At 46.1% G+C, this 17,306-nt stretch carries 11 protein-coding genes and 1 pseudogene; 3 read left to right on the top strand and 9 right to left on the bottom strand.

The window, feature by feature from the left end; genetic code table 11:
• Positions 1-24 precede the first annotated feature (24 nt).
• The gene (locus KAI36_RS03200) at positions 25-1,725 is read right to left on the bottom strand and encodes a spore germination protein (protein ID WP_220026926.1); all 1,701 of its coding nucleotides are present in this window, start codon (positions 1,723-1,725) and stop codon (positions 25-27) included.
• 238 nt (positions 1,726-1,963) lie between these two features.
• Between KAI36_RS03200 and KAI36_RS03195 the strand changes: the two genes are divergently transcribed.
• The 3 genes from KAI36_RS03195 to KAI36_RS03185 all read left to right on the top strand — a co-directional run bounded on the left by KAI36_RS03195 (position 1,964) and on the right by KAI36_RS03185 (position 7,863).
• Complete coding sequence (locus KAI36_RS03195; RefSeq protein ID WP_220026925.1) at positions 1,964-2,305, top strand: phage tail protein; 342 nt, start codon at positions 1,964-1,966, stop codon at positions 2,303-2,305.
• 46 nt (positions 2,306-2,351) lie between these two features.
• Complete coding sequence (locus tag KAI36_RS03190; RefSeq protein WP_220026924.1) at positions 2,352-6,242, top strand: immunoglobulin-like domain-containing protein; 3,891 nt, start codon at positions 2,352-2,354, stop codon at positions 6,240-6,242.
• A gap of 235 nt (positions 6,243-6,477) precedes the next feature.
• Positions 6,478-7,863, top strand: coding sequence for an exosporium glycoprotein BclB-related protein (locus KAI36_RS03185; protein WP_220026923.1), 1,386 nt, complete (start codon positions 6,478-6,480; stop codon positions 7,861-7,863).
• 69 nt (positions 7,864-7,932) lie between these two features.
• Here the strand turns inward: KAI36_RS03185 and nirD are convergent, their stop codons facing one another.
• The 8 genes and pseudogenes from nirD to KAI36_RS03145 form a co-directional block, all read right to left on the bottom strand.
• A complete protein-coding gene (nirD, locus tag KAI36_RS03180) occupies positions 7,933-8,262 on the bottom strand; it encodes a nitrite reductase small subunit NirD (RefSeq protein ID WP_220026922.1) in 330 nt (109 codons plus the stop codon).
• 39 nt (positions 8,263-8,301) lie between these two features.
• Positions 8,302-10,731: a nitrite reductase large subunit NirB gene (nirB, locus tag KAI36_RS03175; protein WP_220026921.1), complete on the bottom strand. Its 2,430-nt coding sequence runs from the start codon at positions 10,729-10,731 to the stop codon at positions 8,302-8,304.
• Positions 10,732-10,989: 258 nt separating this feature from the next.
• A pseudogene (locus tag KAI36_RS03170) lies at positions 10,990-11,604 on the bottom strand (DUF4867 family protein).
• 53 nt (positions 11,605-11,657) lie between these two features.
• On the bottom strand, positions 11,658-13,517 hold the full coding sequence (locus KAI36_RS03165; RefSeq protein ID WP_220026920.1) for a beta-glucoside-specific PTS transporter subunit IIABC: 1,860 nt from the start codon (positions 13,515-13,517) through the stop codon (positions 11,658-11,660).
• A gap of 141 nt (positions 13,518-13,658) precedes the next feature.
• Positions 13,659-14,618 (bottom strand): DUF7916 family protein, encoded by a 960-nt coding sequence (locus KAI36_RS03160; RefSeq protein ID WP_080682970.1) that lies wholly within the window; start codon positions 14,616-14,618, stop codon positions 13,659-13,661.
• A gap of 42 nt (positions 14,619-14,660) precedes the next feature.
• On the bottom strand, positions 14,661-15,110 hold the full coding sequence (gene rpiB / locus KAI36_RS03155) for a ribose 5-phosphate isomerase B (RefSeq protein ID WP_053324592.1): 450 nt from the start codon (positions 15,108-15,110) through the stop codon (positions 14,661-14,663).
• A 19-nt stretch (positions 15,111-15,129) separates the two neighbouring features.
• Positions 15,130-15,786 (bottom strand): ribulose-phosphate 3-epimerase, encoded by a 657-nt coding sequence (gene rpe, locus KAI36_RS03150; RefSeq protein WP_025719989.1) that lies wholly within the window; start codon positions 15,784-15,786, stop codon positions 15,130-15,132.
• Positions 15,787-16,199: 413 nt separating this feature from the next.
• Positions 16,200-17,210, bottom strand: a complete 1,011-nt coding sequence (locus KAI36_RS03145; RefSeq protein ID WP_068941340.1) for a LacI family DNA-binding transcriptional regulator — start codon at positions 17,208-17,210, stop codon at positions 16,200-16,202.
• Positions 17,211-17,306: the final 96 nt, after the last annotated feature.

The raw sequence follows: 17,306 nt of genomic DNA, 5'->3' as shown, positions 1-17,306 counted from the left end.
TTGCTCCCTCCTGTGTTGTTGAACTCATCCTTGTCGCTTAGGGTCTTTATGCTTCAATAGAATGGGTCTGTTTTTCATAAATTGTAACGGTGCTCGCAAGAAGTAATCTTTCCAGTCCTTCAACGAACGAGGGGCCGTTAAACTAAGATATGGCACGCCGAAGCTGTGTAATTTAGCCATATGAATGCTCAACATCAGGAAAAACATGATTACTCCATACAAACCGAAAATAGCCGCCGTGAACATGGCCCCAAAACGAAGAACACGCATAGAGATCCCGGCGCTGTATACAGGTGAGGCAAAGGAAGAAATCGCCGTGACTGCTACCACAATAACGAGAATAGGACTTACAATCCCGGCGTCAACAGCGGCCTGTCCAATAATCAAACCGCCGACGATGCCCATTGCTGGACCGATGGGTTTGGGGAGCCGAAGTCCTGCCTCGCGTAAAATTTCGATGGAAATTTCCATAATCAGGGCCTCAATCAGTGTCGAAAACGGAACTCCCTGTCTCGCACTGATAATGGAAATGACCAACTTGGTTGGAATCAGTCCGGGATGAAACGAGATAAAGGAAATATAGAGCGATGGGGCGAACAGAGATATCGAAGTTGCCATAAAACGAAGAAATCGAATAAGCGACCCCGGTATCCATCGTTCATAGTAATCTTCGGGAGACTGGAGCATCATGCCGTACGTCACAGGCATAAGGAGCGCAAAAGGTGTACCGTCCAGCAGAATCGCCACACGTCCCTCCAGCAATGCAGCCATGACCCGATCCGGTCTCTCCGTATTTTGAATTTGCAGAAAGGGGCTAAGAAAATTATCCTCAATAAGTTGCTCCACATAGCCCGACTCCAGCACCTCATCCATATCAATGGTTTTGACCCGCCGCTTCACCTCATCCACAAGCTCCGGGTCGGCAATGTCTCTGAAATACACCACCATCAGCTGCTTTTCCACTCTTTTGCCCACTTTGAAGGACGACATGGCCAGCTCCGTACTTTCTCCATGCCTGCGCAGCATTGCCGTATTGTCGCTGAGTATCTCTGTAAAACCGACTCGTGGTCCCCGCAGCACCGATTCCGATATGGGGTCTTCCACCCCTCGTGTATTCCCTTTGGGTGTACCCAGCACGAAAGCACCCGGTATGCCCTGAATCAAGAGTATGACTGAACCGAACAGCACCTTTTGTAAGGAGAACTGCACCTCTAACGTATACTCTGTCTCCGATACCAGCATAACCTGACGAATTAACATATCCCGAAGCTCTTCTCCTCTCGGAAGATCTTCCCCCCCTTGCCCGGAGCTGCCCCAATCCATCAGCGGCTTTAAAATGTTCTGATCCATGCCAACCTTGTCCGTTAATCCATCCACAAAAAAAAGTGTGCCTACAGCGCTCAATTTTTCCAGAAAAATAGATCGTTCGTTCACGTCTGACATATCCGTGACGGCTTGTCTGATTTTTGCTACATTGGCTTCATAATCTTCGATAAAGGTCTCCTTTACCTTCTCAGCCTCACTTACAGACGGATTACGATCTGTATGCTGTGAACGGTCTTCTTCTTCTAAAAGCTTTAATCGTTCCATACGTCTGCTCTCTCGACCATCCATCGCTCTAATTTGTCGTACTGTCAGAAAAATAATCAAAGGTATGATGAACAAAAAGAAAGCTTCCAACCATACGTTCCATTTGGGCATATGAGTTCCGATGACCTGCCACACACTCTTTCCTCCTTCACTTCCATAGGATTTGTATATAGATTTACCTGGATTAGAAAAATGATGCATCGGCAATGGAATAAATTTCTTTACTCACAAAAGGAATAAAAAGGTGAATTTGATAGATGAACTGTAGTGCCAAAAGTGGAATTACATGATAATATCTATTCATTCTATGACTAATGTCACAAATTTGTTGAATTCGTGGGCCATTATTCGAATCTAAAAAGGAGTTGTAGGTATGAAGAATCATTTTTGGAAGAAAGCCGCCGTATTGAGTCTGCTGGCGGTCATTTTGTTAGGAGGAACGGCAATCAGCCCTAAACAGGCTCAAGCATCGCCCGAGCCTTATATAGGGGAAATTACAATCTACCCGTACATGTTCGCTCCCCAGGGATGGCTAAAATGCGAGGGTCAGCTCTTGAGCATTAATCAGAATGCTGCATTGTTCAGCCTGCTGGGCACTAATTTTGGCGGCGATGGAATGAACACATTTGCATTGCCTGACTTGCGCGGGGCTTCCCCGTTGCCAAATGTAAACTACTACATCGCAACCGAAGGGAACTACCCATCCCGCCCTTAATGAATGCGTTCATCGGTGGGCTAATTAATGAAGAAGAGGTGATGGCGTGCTCGAAGGCAATAACTTCACACGCAACAATTTGAAACCGTATCGCTTGCTGGTTCCATTGCTGCCATTCATCAGCGGTGCGTTCCTGCTCATAGGGACGAATGAGGCACATGCTGCCGGTTGGGAAAATGTGGTACTCAATAAACCAACCACATCCAGTGGCTATAGCCAGCCCTATGATCCCTCCAGAGCTGTGGATGGGTCAATCGGGCCGACAAGCCGCTGGTATCAAGCCAGCGACGGGGAGAAATGGATCCAGGTAGACTTGAGAGATTGGTATATCGTAGATCGATACGTTGTTACAGGTATGGGAGTCCATGACGGGTGGCAGGATCAACGTGATCCATACAGTTTCCGATTGCAAACAAGCAGCAACGGAAGTAATTGGGTGACTGTTGATACCGTCCAGAATAATGGGAGCTCTAATGTTGAAAAGAGCATTACTCCTGTAACTACACGATACTTGCGAGTATATATTGATCAAGGAAATGCGAGAAACAATCAATGGGCTTCCATCATGGAATTCGCAGCTTATGGGGAGCGATTGCCCGTTCCACAGGCTCCGGGTCATTTTACAGGAACCAAAAATGGAAATACGGTGGAGTTAAGCTGGGATGCTGTTCCTTATGCAACTTCCTACAAAGTCATACGAGATAGTGTAACCCTCTATACAGGTAACTCAACCCAATTTATAGACACTTCAGCATTGCCGCCAGGTGAAGCCCTTTACACGGTTCAGGCTGTAAATGCTAAGGGGGAGAGCACTCCCTCAGAGGTTAAAGTGAACATACTTACCGATGCCGAGAGGGTTGCACAGGCAAAAGCCGCTCTTGCTTTAGGCTTCTCACCTGGAGATACAGCTGATTCGGTATCCCAAAAGCTGACGCTACCACTCGCTGGATTGAATGATACGACGGTGAGCTGGAGTTCGGATACTCCTGACGTCATTACGAACGAGGGGGCTGTCACACGCCCGCGGTACGATCTGGGTGACCGAAAAGTAAAACTGACAGCTACGATTGCGAAGGGAAGCACCTCGGATACACAAACTTTCGAAGTAACCGTACCGAAGATAACTGCACAAGATACATTGGATCAAGCAGTAGACACCCTCTCACTTGGCAATTTGTCTGCGGTAACAGAAAATATTCCTCTCCCTTTATCCGGTTATGGTGGAGCGCAGATCGAATGGTCCTCAGCCAAACCACTAATTATTGCAGCAGATGGAACACTCACCAGACCCTCTTATAATAGTGGAGATACGGATGTTACCCTAACGGCTACCCTGCAACTTGCAGGCTTAACGAAAACAAAGAATTTTAATGCACATGTAGTCAGTCTGCCCATGAGCGATACAGAAGCCGTTGACGCAGCATACAGGGCGCTTGAGTTGCCAATGACTACAGTAATCGGAGACGTATATTTGCCAAAAGACGCTCTGAATGGTGTTCAGGTGTCATGGTCATCGAATCAGCCCCAGTTCCTGGATCATACTGGGCATGTAACATTCCCAAGCTATGTGCAGGGCGATCAGACCATCACGCTGGAAGCAGTTGTGTCACGAGGCGGGGTTGAGCTACGAAAAACATTCGGCCTACTCGTGCCTGCACTGCCCGTAAGCGCTGATGAAGCCGTAAATTTGGCAGCCAATACACTGAATTTAGATTATCCGCAAGGGATCAAGGATTCCATCGCTCTGCCTCATACAGGAGCATTTGACACCCAGATCGACTGGTCTTCGGATCAACCAGATATACTCAGCAACAGCGGTCAGGTGAATCGGCCTAAATATGCAGACGGTGATGTGAATGTACAATTAATTGCCATTATTTCTAAAGGTGCAGCTTCTGTACAAAGAACATTCACGATCACAGTGCTGAAGGCATTACCGAATACACCTTACGTACGATTAAACGGCAGTAATCCAATTGTTCTGGAAACCGGCGACAGCTTCACTGATCCAGGAGCCAGCGTACTGGACAGTGTATACGGCAATATCCTGCTCCCTGAGCTTTCAGGTAGCGGAAATGTTGATACAAATGTACCTGGTGTATATGTATTGAACTATGCTTATAGCGACAACGGTGGTTGGACGGCAGAGCCGGCAGAACGCCGTATAAACGTGCTGCCTCGTGCTGTTACAGCCGCAGCAGGCAATGAGGATGTAGCCTCTGTGATCGTTACAGGCGCCTTACCGAGCGCACGGCTTGAGCTGTACAATGCCCAGCAGGAGCTTATAGCGGAAGGAATTGCTTCGGGAGAGGGAAGATATACATTTACACCTGTTCCTGAAGGAGCCAGCTACTATGTGCTGCAGAACGTAAATGGTATGAAGAGCGCTCCGTCAGGGCTAGTGTATCCGCAAGGGTTAACCGCACAGCGCGTTGCGGATTCCATCACAAGCATAGCAGCTCCTACAACAAGTGACACACTGCTCAGGTTGCCTGTTGTACCTGATGGTTTCCGTGTGACCATCAGCAGCAGTAGCCAGCCAGACATCGTGCGTACAGACGGAACTATTGTTCAAGCAGATACTCCTTCCGTTGTAACTATCATGCTGGATGTTATGAGGGTAAGCGATGGTTCTCGTGCTTTGACGCAAGCCATAGAAGTCACCGTCCCTGCCAAGGTAATTGCAAACACAGGCAAATCTAACAAAGATAAGAATGAGGATCTATCTGCTTTCATACCACAGATCGGATTTTCTGAACAAGGGAAAGAGTTCTCCCTCTTTGTTCCTTCGCCGGCATTCCTGGATGAGCAGATACAGCAAGCACTTCGCGAAGGCAAAGCATACGCAGACATTCGTTTGGAGCAGGAGAAGCAACTGAGTCGTGTTATCCTTTCTCATTCTTTACTGAATAAATGGGATAAGATTGGTGCATCGGTAATATCCCGATATGGAACACTGATGATATCCAGTGACACCTTAACCAGCATGGCCTCAGGCCAGCAGGACGTTACATTGTCATTCCAGCAGGTAGATGTACAACGTGCACAGCAGATCCGTGATTGGGCTGAGCAACAATCCAGCCTGACGCTGATGGGTCCGGTTACAGACATCAAAGCCAATGTGACAGGAACCTCGTCGATCATTCTACCGCTGGATAACGAATCCTTAGGTGAGTTACACAATCCAGAGCCCCAGTTCTCCATTCTTGTTATTCATGAGAATGGCGAGCGTGAGATTCTAAAAGGGACTGCTGTAATGGATTCAAAGGGGATTTTGTCGGGTGTGAGTGTCAATACGACCGGGTTAGGTACCTTTGCCGTCGCCACAGACGCAAAGTCTCAAACCGATAATGCCAGTGTGCAAAATGACCAAATCAATTCGTCAGGTTCACAAGAGCTAGCTCAGGTATGGCCGGATGTACAAGGCCATTGGGCAGCGAAGTCCCTACAATCTCTTGCAGACAAAGGCTGGATACAAGGCTATAAAGACGGCAACATACGCCCTGAGCGCGCTGTAAGCCGTGCAGAATTTGTAGCCATACTGACCAGAGCATTGGGAACTGCTGGAGATGAGAGCCCTTCTACCTCATTTACAGATATGCAGGGACACTGGGCTGGATCAGCCGTGGATTTTGCTCACCAGCAGGGATGGATTCAAGGGCTAACCGCTCAAACTTTCGGACCTGATGAGAGTCTTACCCGTGAGCAGGCGATGGTGATCCTGTCACACGCGATGCAGAATCAAACATCCATTTCCAGCACTACTGCACTGCAATCCTACAAGGATGAGCAGCAGATTGCAGCATGGGCCTCGGCAGCATTCCAAAATGCAGTATCCTCCGGTTGGATCAGCGGTTATCCAGATGGAACGCTCAAGCCAAAAGCGGCCATCAGCAGAGGTGAAATGGCTGAACTGCTGGTACGTATTCTTAAATAAGACTTTTCAAGCTTCATACATCAGATGAGTATAAGCAAATACAACTCGGCCCCCAAGCTTCTCGGGGGCCGTATTTTTTTATGTATATTTTATGTACAAGCCTTCAACAATCATTTTTGCTTGTTTATTCACCCTTTTCGCTTCAGTAAATATATTATAAATATCTGCGAAGCGGGGCGATGAACCACCTATCACCTCTACAGTAGGAAGAATGATAAGGAGGAGATATTTGAGCATGAAACATAAAAAACCGTTCAGGTTCAGTGGTGCTTCAAAAAAAGACGAAGACTGTAAACCAACAAGAGTAAATAAAAGTATCGAAGCTCTTCTCAGACTGATTCATGAATTGACCGCGATCATCCCCGTCGTATTCGCAAACCCCTCTGCGGCCAATGTATCTTCCTTGCAACAGGTTTTAAGACGTTTGTTGTCTCTGGCGAAAAGCTTAAGACTTAGAGGCGGGGTTAAGGCAGACTTACTGGCAGCGCTGGAACTTGCTATTGTTGCGTTAGAAGCTACACCTTTCTCTCCGATCGGCGTAGGTACTGCACTGCAACAATTGCTGGATGCCCTATTGTCCATCGTTTTACAAGAATCCCTTGATCCTGCTCTTAAAGACAGCTTAATCAGCGCGATCAGAATCGCTGGAACGACGGTTAGCAACGTATTAGGTGAAACATACTTGTCAGGGGAGTCTGGCCCACAAGGACCTCCTGGACCTGTGGGACCCGGCGGTGCGCCTGGACCCGCAGGTGGACCAGGGCCACAAGGGCCTCCCGGACCTATCGGCGCCGCTGGACCTATCGGAGCGCCCGGACCTGTTGGCCCTGCCGGGCCTGCGGGGCCAATTGGGGCGGCTGGACCTGCCGGACCTGTCGGCGCTACGGGTGCTGCGGGACCTGCCGGGGGTGTGACAGGCGCCACGGGCGCTACGGGCGCGGATGGATTGGTCGGGCCAGCCGGGGCCATAGGGCCTGCTGGAGCCATAGGGCCGACTGGGGCTGATGGTTTGCCAGGCGCAGTTGGCGCTGTCGGAGCTGCTGGAGCCACGGGTGTTACGGGTGTTACGGGCGTTACAGGGATTACCGGAGCCACCGGCTCGGGAGCCATCATCCCGTTTGCTTCGGGAGGACCTGCTATACTGACAACTGTTCTTGGCGGAGTGGTAGGAACCACAAGTTTGATCGGCTTTGGGAGCTCAGCAACAGGTATTAGTCTCGTAGGCGGGGTCATAGACCTGACAGGTACACTTGTAGGACCTCTGATTAACTTTGCTTTTTCTGTTCCACGGGATGGCGTAATTACATCTATTACTGGTTACTTCAGTACAACAGCTGCGTTAACTCTCATTGGTTCAACTGCGACGATTACTGCCCAGTTGTTTAGCTCCCCAACACCTGATAATACCTTTACAGCAGTTCCCGGAGCAATCGTTACATTGGCTCCCCCACTGACTGGTATCATTGCTTTAGGAACGACCTCTAGTGGCATTACTACCAGTTTGGCTATTCCCGTAACCGCACAGACCCGTCTGCTTATGGTTTTCTCTGCCACAGCTACAGGTATTTCCCTCGTAAACACTATCGTAGGTTATGCAAGTGCAGGCGTCACCATTACCTAATCCAAGCCAAAAAGGGCCCAACAGGATTGTTCCTGTCGAGCCCTTTTTATTTGTATTCCATCAGACGAACTAAACCGTTTCGAGCGATATTTTTACTTCTTCTCCCTCTTCACAAACGGCGAACGTTTTGACTTGTCCGTGATCAGGCTCTTGAACGACGCCTGTCTGCAGATCAATTTTCCAGTCATATAAAGGATCATAAATATAATGACCAGATACTATCGCCTCTGTAAGAGGGCCTCTTTTGGGATGAGGACTGACATTTTCAACGGCATAAAGCTCATTCTCCGAAGTGCGAAAAACAGCAATTTCAGCACCTTTGATATGGATGGTACGTCCTATTCTGATCGGAAAATCCTTACTATGACCGACAACAAGCCATTCGGCATTCTTGATCATTTGCTTGATTGCTCCCTTCCTCAGGCATTTTAGATACAATTACACAATAGACGGGGTGACAACCTCAAATAAGTTCTTACGAGAATCCTCATCATTGATGATCTTTTTCCAAGGGTCTTCGACCTGTTGTAATGCAAATTCGATGCGTTCTACTAAAGCTTGTCGATGATCTGTATCATGAACGACTGCCTTCTGAATCTCTTCCAGACCGATCCGTTCCACCCACTCCGAAGTACGTTCCAGGTATTGTCCTGTTTCCCGGTAGAGTTGCATTACGCTTCCTACAATATCAATCAGCTCGGCGTCGGTTTTCACTTTACAGAGTGAATCAGCCAACCTTGCTTTAATTCCGCCATTACCACCGATAAAGATCTCCCAGCCCCCATCATTACCTACGATTCCGATATCTTTGGTACATGATTCCGCACAGTTGCGTGGACATCCATTAACCGCTAATTTGAATTTTGCCGGGAAATCCAATCGTTCGAATTTTCGTTCCAACACTTCTCCCATTCCCATCGAGTCTTGTGTGCCAAACCGGCAGAATTGCGATCCAACACAGGTTTTAACCGTACGAAGTGACTTCGCGTAGGCATATCCTGACGGCATATCGAGTTCTTCCCATACTTTAGGCAGATCCTCTTTACGGACACCAATCAAATCAAGCCGCTGCCCTCCTGTTACTTTAACGACCTTAACGTTGTATTTAAGAGAAACATCTGCTATCTTCTTCAAATCTTCTGGGGTCGTTACACCACCGTACATTCTAGGAACAACTGTAAATGTTCCATCCTTTTGAATGTTTGCGTGCAATCGCTCATTTACAAAACGGGAATCTCCCTCATTTTCATAGGTATCCGGGTTAATCATTCCCAAATAGTAATTCAGCGCCGGACGGCATTTGGAGCATCCTTCATCATTATGCCAACCCAGTACATTCATAACTTCACGCGTTGTTGTCAGCCCTTTGGTTTTGATCGCTTCCACAATCTCGTCCCGACTCAATGTTGTGCAGCCACATATTCCTTGCTTGGCTGACGTCTTGAAGCTGTCTCCAAGAACATATTGTAGAATCTGCTCCACGACCGGCTTACATCCTCCACAGGAGCGCGTTGCTCCGGTACATGCTTTAATTTCATCGACTGTAGTCAGTCCATTTTCATTAATTGCATCCACAATGGCCTTTTTAGTTACACCGTTACAGCCACACACAATTTCATCATCGGCCATCGTTTCAGCGGATGATGTTTTCGCCCCGTGATTGCTGCATCCCGTACCCATGATCTGTCCATATATCTCATCTGTCATCAATGTTTGCTGACGCACATATTTTTGAAGACTAGCAGATTCGCTCACATCGCCAAACAGTACAGTTCCAACAATCTTATTTTCACGAAGCAGCACTTTTTTGTATGTGCGCTTCCACTCATCCTTTGCTACAATCACCGTATGTTCAGGCTGGGTTATGAATTCGCCAGCAGAGAAAACATCCACCCCTGAAATTTTGAGCTTGGTGGAAACCACCGATCCCATATAACCTTCAGTATCCGCGCCTGCCAAATGTTTGGCAATTACACTCCCCTGTTCAAACAGCGGAGCTACCAAGCCGTAACAGGTTCCGCGGTGTTCAACACATTCCCCTACAGCATATACATCCGGCACGGAGGTTCTCATCAAATCATCGACTACAATACCACGGTTCGTTTCCATACCACTTTGCACAGCCACCTGAATATTAGGCTTGATCCCGACGGCCATAACGACCAAATCCGCTTCCAGCTCGCTTCCGTCTGAAAATCGCAGTCCTTGTACCCGATCTTGACCGTACACCTCCGCAGTTTGCATTTGCATAGCAAACTTGATTCCCTGGCGTTCTAGTTCTGCTTTCAACATCGCAGAGGCTTCCCGGTCCAGCTGACGTTCCATCAAATCCTCCATTAAATGAACGACCGTAACATCCATACCCAGGTTGACCAAGCCTTTAGCTGCTTCCAGCCCCAATAGGCCTCCACCAATGACAGCTGCCTTTTTAAAGGTCTTCGCTGCCTCAAGCATTGCCGAGCAATCGGCGATATCTCGGAAACCGATGACACCCGGTAATTCTTTGCCCGGAATAGGCAAAATAAATGATTGTGAGCCAGTAGCTACCAAAGCTACATCGTAATCAATTTCCAGTCCGTCTTCGGTGTGAATCTTCTTGTTCTCACCGTCAATGCTTTTCACCATTTTTCCTGTATATAAAGTAATCCCTTGATCCGCGTACCATTGCAAATCGTTCAGTATGATATCATCAATCGTTTTACTACCTTCCAATACATAAGAGAGCATGATCCTGTTATAGTTCGGATGCGGCTCATTTCCCAGGACCGTAATTTCATACTTATCCGTTAATTTTAAAATTTGTTCGACCGTATTGATACCAGCCATCCCGTTCCCTATAACCACAAGTTTCTGTTTACTGTTTATCATATACCGGTTCCTCCATTCATTCGACGATGCTTCCTATCCGATGACATCTCCTACGTTCCTATGAATATTGCTTATGCTTCTATTCTAATGCAGCAGATAGAGCTATATGTGATTAGAATCACAATGTAGTTCAAATTAAAAATATTTAGGGATTTCCCTATTCCGTTTCAAGGGATAAAGGTAAGCAGCTGAAATTGAGTTAAAAAAAGGACCCGCTAGCTGGTCCCTTAGTTTAATTTATGAATGATGGACTTTGACTCAAATGGGTGAAATATTCAGCAACTTCCCGTTCAGCCCGGGATGGACGCCAGCCGCGATTTTTTCCATCTGTGTACTATGAACCATAAGAAATTTATTTTTCTTAGTCAGCAGTAGATTCCCACGGCTACCTTCTCCCGCTCCAAGTGGCATATTCGTTCCTGCCGGAAGGATCACAATCGTCAAATATCCTTCACTGTCAACTTTACAGGGAGCATAATGAAGTGTCGTTGAATATATCTCGACAACCGTGTTTTTAGGCTGAAAAAACACCTAAACATTTGCACTGTCATAGGAATTGTCCTCAATGTCCTGTACTCTGCCGACAAGATGAATACAGTCTGTAGCGGCAATCACCACCTCGCTGCCCTGATGATATTCCAGCCCGGTCAGACCTGTATTCTGACCTGCGCAAAAACCAGCCTGAATTGGAAGTTGGCCGTACACCTCATCTTGAATCCGGTGAATTACACCGAAGTCTTCGAGTTCTGCGACCGAAGGTACATAATGGTTTCCCTGATCGGGTACACTGGTCGTTTCTTTTGCATACTTGATGAGCTCTGTGGTATTAAAATGAGGCAGCAGCCTTCCATACGGGCGGAATGCTTCGCTCATTACCTCATAAATAACCAAAGGTGCATTGATTTGATTTAGTCTTTCCGTAGTCTTCATAGCTTGACCTCCAGCAATGAATCTCCTGTGTACACTCGGTTATTTCCCAGCACCTTAACGTCAGAGTATTCGGCTGTATTCGTCACAATAATCGGTGTAGTCATGTCATAGCCCAGAGCTTTAATTGCTCCAATATCAAACTCGACCAGCAGTTGACCTTTGGTAACCCGATCCCCTTCTGAGATATGCGTTTTAAAATGCTGTCCTTTCAACTTGACGGTGTCCATACCGATGTGAACCAAGATCTCCGTTCCTCCATCCGATACAATACCAATCGCATGGCCTGTACGGAAGGCATTAGCTATAGTTCCGTTGAATGGAGAGAGCAGTTTGCCATCCTCAGGCACAATAGCAACGCCTTTACCCATGGCTCCAGTAGAGAACACTTCATCAGATATCTCGGATAACGGTTTGACAGCACCCGTCAGCGGGCTGGAAATATTCTCGTTCGTCAGCGCAGGAGCTGGGGTTTCAGCTTCTTTCTTCTCTTCATGGACTGCAATCATTTCTTTTTCCATTGAATCATTAAATCCAAAGAAATACGTAGTAATGGCTGTGAATATATAAGCTACTATAATGGCAATTACGAATCCAGCAAATCCTGTGCCGAAGAATATCGGCAGGGATGCCAAGCCCGGTATACCTGGAGCAATCGCCACGGAACCCGCCGCACCTGTGATTGCCCCGGCGATAGCGCCCCCGATAATAGCCCATACGAACGGTTTTTTGTAGCGGATACTAATCCCGTAGATGATCGGTTCCGTGATGCCAAACAAACCCGTTATCGCCGCAGGCCCTGCAATCGCCCTCACTTTTGGATTTCTGGTTTTAAGGAATACACCCAGTGCCGCACCTGCTTGTGCAAAGTTAGAAGGTGCCATTAATGGTTTCATGGTATCATAACCATATACCGCGATGTTATTGTACATAATAGGAATAAACGCCCAGTGCAGCCCCATAACTACCAGTAGCTGCCACCCAGCACCTAAAATGACTCCTGCTACAATCGGACTCAAATTGTATAAGAAGGTGTAGCCCTTAGCCATTCCCAAGCTGGCATATATTCCAATCGGTCCAACCGCGATCAGAGTCAAGGGAACAATGACCATCAGACAGATAAGTGGCGTTATAAAATTTTTAACGCTATCATGAATTACTCTATTCAAGAATTTTTCCAGAATCGATAGCAACCAAATCGCGATAATCACTGGAATAACCGAAGAAGTATAACTCATAAGAACAACAGGAATATTGAAGAACGTAATATCCACTTTATCGTTATACAAAGTAATAATATTCGGGTATACCAGAGCTCCCGCTACTGCAAGCGCTACAAACGTATTCACTCCAAACTTCCTCGAAGAAGTGACTGCAATCGCTAGCGGCAGGAAATAAAAGATACTGTCTGCGGCAGCGAACCAGATCGAATAGACGCCACCTGTTTTGGTGAGCCATCCTAACGAGACAAGCATTAATAAAAGCCCTTTCAAAATACCGGAAGCTGCCAGTGCACCCAAAAATGGTGTGAAAATACCTGAAATAATGTCCACCGTTTTATTGAACCAGTTGCCATCAGAAGCAGCGGATGCATTCGATTTGTCGTCATCTCCAAGGCTACTGATCTTTAAAATGTCTTTATATACGTCTCCTACCGTATTTCCAATGACCACTTGATATTGCCCACCGTTTTCAACAACTGTAATAACCCCGGGAATATTTTGTGTTTGGTTCTTATCGGCCTGATCCCTGTTTTTTAATTTAAATCTTAACCGAGTGGCACAATGCACCAAGCTGGAGACATTTCCTTCTCCGCCAACAGACGCTAAAATGTCTTTTGCCAGTTTTTCATTGGACATACTGCTCGCTCCTTTAATCCTCATTTGGCATATTTCTATGAAAGTAAACGTTTACATGAATGGTGGTAATCCAAAGACTCTACGCGCACTCCAAGGAGTACGAAAAGAATATAGAGTCTTTTAATTACACGGGGTCAATCGTTACCGACTTCTTCCTACCATTCTCTTGATTGTATGTCTGCGCCCTTTAATGGACAGCGCAAGCTGGTATACGTTCTCAGGAAGAGGTGTTCCTGCATAACCACCATCTCCAATGGCATGAATATCCGCGCCCGTCTGTTTCATCATGAGTGCGATCCAGGCAATCGTTTGAACATCTGCCCCTTCAACTGAGCTGTTCAGGAAAGAAAGAGCAAGCGTTCCGGGTTTATATGAATGGACAAATTCTACACATTGTCTGACGTGCTCCACTGTAATACCATGTCTGGAGCCAGGTGCAGGCAACGTAATAACGTCAGCTCCAGAATCGATCAAGTCCTTAATAATTTCATTGGAAGGTCTCTCGCTCAGTGGATCACCCAATACTTTCTCAATGGTTCCGTCTTCCCATTTTCCGGCGCAAATCAGGATTTTGTCTCCCAGTGTTTCTTTTGCCAGTTTGGTTGCTGCAATGATCCGTTCAAAGGTTGTACCTGCGGAAGGATTTCCTCCAAGTACGATAAAATCAGCTCCAATCTCCAAGGCACGCAGGAAGTTCTCTCTGGAAGCGATTCTTCCTTCTTTGGCCTCCACATATTGTTCTCCCGCAACCTGAGCATCAGGGCTTGGACATTCAAAATAAATTCCAAGTGGAACTCCAGCCCATTCTTTGACTTGTTTCAGACTATAAGGCTTATCAGCCAGCTTGCCATGCTTCATTTCACGCAATCCGATATTGGATTCTTCCTTGATCATATCAAAGCCATTCAGCATAACCATATCTGCGCCGTAGGCAGCCTGGATTTCCGCATTGGTAACACCATCAACCAAACCAGTGTTTATCATTACCAGATGTTGTCCCATAATGACACGCCCTTCAGAAGCCAGAATGGATTCTTTTAGGTCTGCTGCGCTAAATTTCAAAATATCCGTTTTCGTGCTCGCGATTAACCTTTTTGCCAATGTAATCTCCTCCAAGTCATTTATGTTTTAAGTGGTCGTTTGTCAGCACAAATGCTGTTCCTCGATGTCGGATATCATCTTGATGCGGTCGCCATGGCGTCCTCCTTCAAACTCAGCCTCCAGCCATGATTTCACTATCATTTTCGCCAATTCGCTTCCAACGACACGTGCACCGAATGCAAGAACATTTGTATTGTTGTGCTGCTTGGACAACTGTGCAGAATAAGGCTCGCTGCATACCACAGCCCGAATTCCCTTGACTTTGTTGGCCGAGATGGATATTCCCACGCCTGTGCCACAAATCAGAATACCTGCGTCAGCCTGCTTTCCGACCACAGCCTCTGCAACGAGCTTTCCATACTTCGGATAGTCAGTTCTTTCTGAAGTTTGCGGTCCATAGTCCATGACCTCATGACCCAGTTCATTAAGATAGGCTGAAATCATCGTCTTAAGCTCTACAGCCACATGGTCGCTACCGATGGCAATTTTCATGGCTTTATTCCTCCCCGAATTAGATATTTTTTAATCTGTTAATGATGGTTTTGTAAGATTCTTCTTTACCAAACAAAGTGGATGTCCCCAGAACGAACCCCTCAACCCCGTAGTGTGTCAATTCGTTGATCTTCTCTTCGGAGATAGCCCCATCAACCACGATTGTATAATTCAATCCCTTTTCGTGTTTAAAAGCTTGCAGTGCTTTAATCTTGTCGTTCACGAAGGGTAAATATTTTTGCCCTGCAAAACCCGGATTTACCGTCATGACCAGCACATAGTCAACCATGCCAAGTAAAGGTTCCACCGCAGCAATGGCTGTTCCCGGATTAAGAGCGATTCCCGCTTTTACCCCGCTTCCAACAATTCGATCAATGGTACGCGTCGGATGCATGTCGGCCTCCGGGTGAAAATAAATAATGTCTGCACCCTTATCAGCAAATAAATCAATGTAGGCGGAAGGGTTGTCTATCATCAGATGTACATCCATTGTTTTTTGGGTTTGTTTACGGATAAACTCCAAATCCTGAAGTCCCATTCCGAAATTAGGGACAAATCTACCATCCATAATATCAATATGATAAATATCCACATTGGCTTCTTCCAGCGCGTTTACTTCATGTTCCAAGGAGCTGAAATTAGCGCACATCATGGAAGGACATAATAGCATACTCATTCATAATCACCCTTCTTCTAAAATAGAGTAAACGATTACTCAAACGCCATAATCTGTTTTACATTTTCCAAAAAGCAGCAGTTGATCTTTATGCCCTTTGGTATTGAATAAATCAGTAGAGAAAACGTTTACCCATTGAAAAAAATAACAACAGTTCATGGCTCGAACTCCATCACTTGTTGGTTTCTCACACATCATATGGATTCTGAACTCTCTTGGGTAAACGATTACATTTAACATGATTAAAGTTATCATTTTCTGATATTGTTGTCAAACCATTTTTTTGTTGGATATTTAACGGGAAAGTTTACAGCAAAATAGAGCACAGCTCGACCATCTTACTCTGGAGAGGTAAAACAGTACCTATGCTTACCTCTCCCTTGGCTAATGCAAGATGATATCTGACCACGAAACTAGGTGGTACTGCGTTGTATCAACCGTACTGGGATGGAATAATGCTGCTCTTGTTCCATCTTGTCTCCACTCAGCATACGAAGCAGCATACTGGAAGCTTTATCTGCAAGTGTTTCTTTATCCTGTTCAATTGTAGTCAATGGTGGATTACAGTATTGGGAAATTGTATCATTATCAAAACCCACTATCTTGACTTCACCGGGGACCTGTACTCCGAATTTCTGTAACGCCAGTAATCCGCCCAAAGCCAACCAGTCATTAGTTGCAAAAATACCGTCAAACCGCAGTCCTTTTTCCAAGACATGTTTAATAGCAGCCTGTGCGGTCTCCAGAGTAGGCCCATCATTGCGAACTGCAACCAAGCGGTCCTCGGATGGATGCAGTCCATGCTTTTGCAGAGCATCTTTATACCCGTACAGACGCTCATTAACAGAGGATAGATTGTTTTGCTTGGTCAACAGCAAAATTTCCTTGCAGCCTTTGTTAATCAGCTCCTCTGTCGCCAGAAATCCACCCTCATAATGATTGGACTCAATAAAAGCTACGTTCGTATTAATCTTCGGTCGACGGTCAATACATACAATCGGAATGGGACGTTTAAGCAATTCCGCAGAAAGCTCCTCCTGACCCGAAATGCAGATCAGACCATCTACCATTTTTCCATCCAAAGTTTTCAAATATTCTCGTTCCTTCTCCGCATCTTTAGCAGTATTACATATAATGGTAGAATATCCTTGTTTAAAAAAGAAGCTTTCCACTTTTTGTACAATGACTGAAAAAAATTCATTATTAATATCCGGCACCAAAACGCCAATCGTCTGTGATTTACTCATCCGCAGGCTTTTGGCGATGCTGTTAGTCTCATATTGGTACTTTTGGATTACTTCAACAACCTTCTGCCGTGTTTCCTCAGAGAAGCGACCATTCTCGTTAATCACACGGGAAACCGTAGCTACAGAAACTCCACTTAACCTGGCAATATCCTTTATGGACACTTGATTTTTTTTCATATTATTTCCCTCAAATAATTATATTGAGTAAACGTTTTCCTGATTGGAGATTAACATAATCCTAATATGGGTGTCAACTGACACACTAGCATAGAA

Origin of the sequence: Paenibacillus sp. S02, assembly GCF_019454065.1 — a bacterium.
GTDB classification, from domain to species: domain Bacteria; phylum Bacillota; class Bacilli; order Paenibacillales; family Paenibacillaceae; genus Paenibacillus; species Paenibacillus polymyxa_B.
This window is presented reverse-complemented; position numbering and strand designations above follow the sequence as displayed.

Excerpts from the sequence above, each read along its gene's own strand:
- KAI36_RS03195 (WP_220026925.1), top strand. The coding sequence starts at position 1,964 with ATGAAGAATCATTTTTGGAAGAAAGCCGCCGTATTGAGTCTGCTGGCG.
- KAI36_RS03185 (WP_220026923.1), top strand. The coding sequence starts at position 6,478 with ATGAAACATAAAAAACCGTTCAGGTTCAGTGGTGCTTCAAAAAAAGAC.
- nirD (WP_220026922.1), bottom strand. The coding sequence starts at position 8,262 with ATGATCAAGAATGCCGAATGGCTTGTTGTCGGTCATAGTAAGGATTTT.
- nirB (WP_220026921.1), bottom strand. The coding sequence starts at position 10,731 with ATGATAAACAGTAAACAGAAACTTGTGGTTATAGGGAACGGGATGGCT.
- KAI36_RS03165 (WP_220026920.1), bottom strand. The coding sequence starts at position 13,517 with ATGTCCAATGAAAAACTGGCAAAAGACATTTTAGCGTCTGTTGGCGGA.
- rpiB (WP_053324592.1), bottom strand. The coding sequence starts at position 15,110 with ATGAAAATTGCCATCGGTAGCGACCATGTGGCTGTAGAGCTTAAGACG.
- rpe (WP_025719989.1), bottom strand. The coding sequence starts at position 15,786 with ATGAGTATGCTATTATGTCCTTCCATGATGTGCGCTAATTTCAGCTCC.
- KAI36_RS03145 (WP_068941340.1), bottom strand. The coding sequence starts at position 17,210 with ATGAAAAAAAATCAAGTGTCCATAAAGGATATTGCCAGGTTAAGTGGA.